At 79.1% G+C, this 4,428-nt stretch carries 6 protein-coding genes; 3 read left to right on the top strand and 3 right to left on the bottom strand.

Annotated elements, in window-relative coordinates:
* A partial coding sequence (locus WCS02_RS17825) for a hypothetical protein (RefSeq protein ID WP_340295616.1) occupies positions 1-190 on the bottom strand: 190 nt, incomplete at its 3' end.
* 113 nt (positions 191-303) lie between these two features.
* The gene (locus tag WCS02_RS17820) at positions 304-1,131 is read right to left on the bottom strand and encodes a LysM peptidoglycan-binding domain-containing protein (protein ID WP_340295615.1); all 828 of its coding nucleotides are present in this window, start codon (positions 1,129-1,131) and stop codon (positions 304-306) included.
* Positions 1,132-1,230: 99 nt separating this feature from the next.
* On the opposite strand from WCS02_RS17820, the gene WCS02_RS17815 reads away from it, so the two are divergent.
* On the top strand, positions 1,231-1,764 hold the full coding sequence (locus WCS02_RS17815) for a hypothetical protein (protein ID WP_340295613.1): 534 nt from the start codon (positions 1,231-1,233) through the stop codon (positions 1,762-1,764).
* Positions 1,765-1,771: 7 nt separating this feature from the next.
* Here WCS02_RS17815 and WCS02_RS17810 read toward each other — a convergent pair whose 3' ends face one another.
* The gene (locus tag WCS02_RS17810) at positions 1,772-2,068 is read right to left on the bottom strand and encodes a helix-turn-helix domain-containing protein (RefSeq protein ID WP_340295612.1); all 297 of its coding nucleotides are present in this window, start codon (positions 2,066-2,068) and stop codon (positions 1,772-1,774) included.
* 103 nt (positions 2,069-2,171) lie between these two features.
* On the opposite strand from WCS02_RS17810, the gene WCS02_RS17805 reads away from it, so the two are divergent.
* Together WCS02_RS17805 and WCS02_RS17800 are read left to right on the top strand one after the other, a co-directional pair.
* Positions 2,172-2,831, top strand: a complete 660-nt coding sequence (locus WCS02_RS17805; RefSeq protein ID WP_340295611.1) for an SAF domain-containing protein — start codon at positions 2,172-2,174, stop codon at positions 2,829-2,831.
* On the top strand, positions 2,828-4,428 hold a 1,601-nt coding region (locus tag WCS02_RS17800), incomplete at its 3' end, for a CpaE/TadZ family protein (protein ID WP_340295610.1). The genes WCS02_RS17805 and WCS02_RS17800, both read left to right, overlap by 4 nt.

The raw sequence follows: 4,428 nt of genomic DNA, 5'->3' as shown, positions 1-4,428 counted from the left end.
GGGGGAGCGCCCGCAGCCGGAGCCGGGGCGCCCCGCCCGCCTCCCCGTCGGCGACGGCGTCCCGCCCGTCCAGCCCGGCCCGGGCGGCGCGGCCGGTCCCGGAGGCCGGGTCGTGGGGATCCCCGTGATCGACCAGGTGCAGGCGCGGCGCCGGGGCGGGTGCGGGGTCGGCGTGCCGGACAGCGGTCATGGGTGCTCCTCGGGGTCGGGCGGTGCGGGCGGGCGGGCTGGTCCGGTGGTGCTGGCGGAGCGGGAGGTGGTGGAGCGGGGCGCCGGTCGGTCGACGGGCGTGGCTCGTCGCGCTCAGGGGGCGGGCGGCACGAGCTGCTGGCCGGGCAGCAGCAGGTGGGGGTCGTCGCCGACCACGGCACGGTTCGCCTCCCACCAGCGCGGCCACGCCGCGGCCACCTCGGTGTCGTCGGCCCCGGGCCCCAGGTGGCGTGCGGCGATCGACCAGAGGCTGTCCCCGGCGAGCACGACCACCTCGACCCCCGGCGCCGCGACGCCCGCGCGGACGGGCTGCGCGGTGACGAGCGCCGCCGAGCCGGCCGACGCCCCGCGCGGGGCACGGAAGCCGTCCTGCGCCAGGGCCTGCCACGAGCCGGGGGCCGGTGCGACGCCGGGCACGCCGGCGGACGACCCGGCCGCCGCGTCGACGGCGTCGGTGCGCTGGACGCGAGCGCCGGCCTCGTCCGCTGTCCGGTCCTCGGTCGTCCCGGGCTCGCCGGCCGTGCTCGTCTGCTCGACCACGACCGGCGCCGCCGCGGGACCGGTGGCCGCGCCCGCGGCGGGTGCCGTGAGAGCGGCGACGACGAGCGCGGTCACCCCGGCCTGCACCACCCCCGGCAGGAGTCGGGGCGTGCCGGCGGTCGACCGGGACGGGCGCGGTGCCGTCGACGGGGCCCAGGCCTCGACCACCCCGGCGACGGCCGCGGCTGTCGCCCACACCAGGAGCGCGGCCAGCACCAGGGCGGCGAGGCCGAGCAGCACCCCCGCCGGGTCCGAGGCGGCCAGCGCCTCGGTGCCCGTGCGCCGTGCCAGGGCCAGGCAGCCCAGCGCGGCGGCCGCCGGTGCGAGCACCAGCAGGACAGAGAGGACTGCGGCACGGGCACGAGTTCGGGTCTGGGGCATCGGTAGTCCTCCTTGGTATCGATAGAGCATGTTTGACGTCGTTGGATGCTGTCAACACGTCTTCGGTACCGGTGGACGACGGGGCGGTAGGGTCGCGGGATGCGCTGGGACGCCCTCTTCGCCGACCTCGAGGCACAGCTGGAGGGTGAGCAGCGGGCGGCCCTCGACGCAGAGGTGGCCGAACGCGTCCGGATCGAGCGGCAGCAGGTCACGCTCGTCGACCGGCTGCGGGCCCACGTCGGGACGGCGCTGGTCCTGGACACCGGCCGGCTCTCGGTGCGGGGCACCGTGCGCGAGGTGGGCGCCGACTTCGTCCTCCTCGACGACGAGGGCGGTGGCTACGCCGTGGTCCCCGTCGCGGCCCTGGAGGGCGTGGTCGGTCTGGGCCGTGCGGTGGCACCGCCGCCCGGTGCGGTCCTGCGGCGGCTGCGGCTCACGGCGGCCCTGCGCGGGCTGGTCCGGGACCGCGCGGAGGTGCAGGTCCTCACGGCGGGGACGGAGTTGCGGGGGGTCCCGGCCGCGGTCGGCGCGGACCACCTGGACCTGGTGCTGCTGTCGGCAGGGGAGCGAGACGCCAGCGCGGGGCCGCGGACCGTCCCGCTGGCGGCGCTGCGCCTCGTCCGGAGCCGGTGAGGCGGCGCTACGCCTCGTCCGCGGCCGGTGAGGCCGCGCCGCGGCGGGTGCGGGCCGTGCCTGCGGGAGCGTCGTCCCCGCCGTCGGACCCTGCCTGGTCCGCCGGCTCGCTCGCGAGCCGCTCGGTCTCCGCGTACATCCGCTGGATGTAGGCCTCGAGCTCGTCCACCTCGACCCGCCACTGGCCCCGCCCGCCGACCTGGATCGCCTTGAGCTCGCGTCGCCGCACCAGCGCGTAGGCCTGCGCGGCGGAGATGCTCAGCGTCTCGGCGACGTCGGCGAGGGGCATGAAGCGGGCGGGCATGCAGGGATGGTGGCAGATCACCGCTGGGCCGTGACGGTGGTCGTCCACAGGTCTCGTGGAGAACCGGCTCCCGCCGTCGCCCGCCTTGCTAGCGTGCGCCGCCATGGGGGTCCCCACCAGCACAGACGCCGTCCCGAGCGTCCCCGCGCGCCGGCTGCGGCGACCGTCGTGGCGCGACCCGCGCCTGCTCGTCGGGCTGCTGCTCGTCCTCGGCGCGACGGTCGCGGGCGGGCTGCTCGTCGCCGGCGCGGACGACACCGTCCCCGTCCTCGCAGCCAGGGACACCCTGGTCCGCGGCGACGTGCTCGGCGAGGACGACCTGCGCGTGGTGAGGGTCCGCCTGGACGACGTGGCCGCCTCCTACCTGCCCGCGGCGACGCCGCTCGCGGCCGGCTCCGTGGCCCTGCGCACGGTCCCCGCCGGCGAGCTGCTCCCCGCCTCGGCGGTCGGCCGCCTCGAGGAGCTCGAGAGCCGGCCGGTGGCGCTGGACTGGCAGGGCCCGCGGCCGGAGGGGCTCGTGCCGGGCGCGGCGGTCGACCTGTGGGTGGCCGCGCGCGAGGGGACGTCGGAGTTCGGGGAGCCCGAGCTCCTCGTCGGGGCGGCGGACGTCTATGCCGTCGTCGAGGGCGACGGCGGGCTGGGGTCGCAGGGCGGCACGCAGGTGCAGGTGATGCTCGAGCCGGACGGGGTGCGCAGCCTGCTGGCGGCGCTCGCCGCCGAGGACCGCATCGACCTCGTGCTGGTACCCGGGCCGCGCGGGTGAGCCCCGCCCCCGGGCGCGGCCAGGGTCCCGTGGCCGTCGTCACGGCGGTCTCGGGCCCCGTCGAGAGCAGCGTCGCCGTAGCCCTCAGCGGCCGGCGCGACCTGGCCCTGGTCCGCCGCTGCGCGGACGTCGCCGAGCTGCTCAGCGTCGCCGAGGTCGGGCTCGCGTCGGTGGCCGTGGTCAACGAGGCCTTCACGGGGCTGGACGCCGACGTCGTCGACCGGCTGCGCCGCTCCGGGCTGGCGGTCCTCGGCGTGGTCGACCCGGACCGGGAGAGCTCCGAGCGGCTGCGCGCCTGGCAGGTGCCGGTGGTCGAGGTGGCGGTGGGCCCCGGCTCCGCCGACGGGGCGCGCGAGGAGTCGCTGGCGCTCGCGGTCGTGGCGGCGGGGGACGGCGGCGCACGCCGGCGCGGCGGTGACCACGGCGGCGGTACCGGCGATCCCGGCGGAACCGCCGGCGGTCCCGGCGGGGCCGTCGGCCCGGGCGACGCCGACCTGGGAGGCCCGGGGCACGGCGGCGCCGGACGCAGGGGTGCTGAGGTCGACGCGGCGGGCGGTACGGACGTCCCGGCCGGACGACGAGGACCAGGTACGGACCTCGGGGGGCCCGACGGACCGGGCGAAACCGGGGGACCTGGCGGACCCGTCAGACCAGGGGGACCCGACGGACCCGTCGGCGGGGGCGACGGTCACGGGCCTGGTGGGGACCCCGGCGGGGAGCCGGGTGACGGGCAGGACCCTGGACGGCCCGTCGGTGCGGACCCCGCGGACGACGGGCCGGGTGCCCGCGACCTCGCCGTCCGGGCGGCCGGGTCGCGCGGCCGTGTCGTCGCCGTCTGGGGCCCGCCCGGCGCCCCGGGCCGCACCACGGTCGCCGTCGGTGTCGCGGCGGAGCTCGCCGACGCCGGCCAGGAGGTGCTCCTGGTCGACGCCGACACCTACGCCGCGTCGGTGGCCCAGGTGCTCGGCCTGCTCGACGAGTCCCCGGGCCTGGTCGCCGCGGTCCGCGCCGGGCTCGAGGGCCGCCTCGACCCGCCCCTGCTCGCACGCCTGGCCCCGGTCGCGGCACCCCGGCTGCGGGTCCTGACGGGCCTCACCCGCGCCGCGCGCTGGAGCGAGCTCCGCCCCGCCGGGCTCGAGGCCGTCCTGGACACCGGGTGCCGCCTGGTCGACGTCGTCGTGGTCGACCTCGCCCCGCCCCTGGAGGAGGACGAGGAGCTGTCGTACGACACCGCCGCGCCGCGGCGCAACGGCGCGGCGCTCGACGTGCTGCGGGCCGCCGACGACGTCCTCGTCGTCGGCTCCGCGGACCCGGTGGGCCTGCAGCGGCTGGTCCGGGGGCTGCAGGACCTGGCGGCCGCCGTGCCGTCCGCGGCACCGGTCGTGGTCGTCAACCGGGTGCGCGCCGACGCGGTGGGCCGGGGCCCCGCCGTCCGGGTGGCCGAGGCGCTACGCCGGTTCGCGGGCGTCGAGGTGCGGCACCTGGTCCCCGACGACCGGCCGGCGACCGACCGGGCGCTGCTGTCCGGACGGACGCTGCTCGAGCAGTCCCCGGGCAGCCCCGCGCGGGCGGCGCTGCGCACCCTCGCGGTGTCGCT

It is taken from the genome of Aquipuribacter hungaricus, assembly GCF_037860755.1.
GTDB classification, from domain to species: Bacteria; Actinomycetota; Actinomycetes; order Actinomycetales; family JBBAYJ01; genus Aquipuribacter; species Aquipuribacter hungaricus.
Note: the sequence above shows the minus strand (reverse complement) of the source record. Positions and strands in the feature narration are given on the sequence as shown.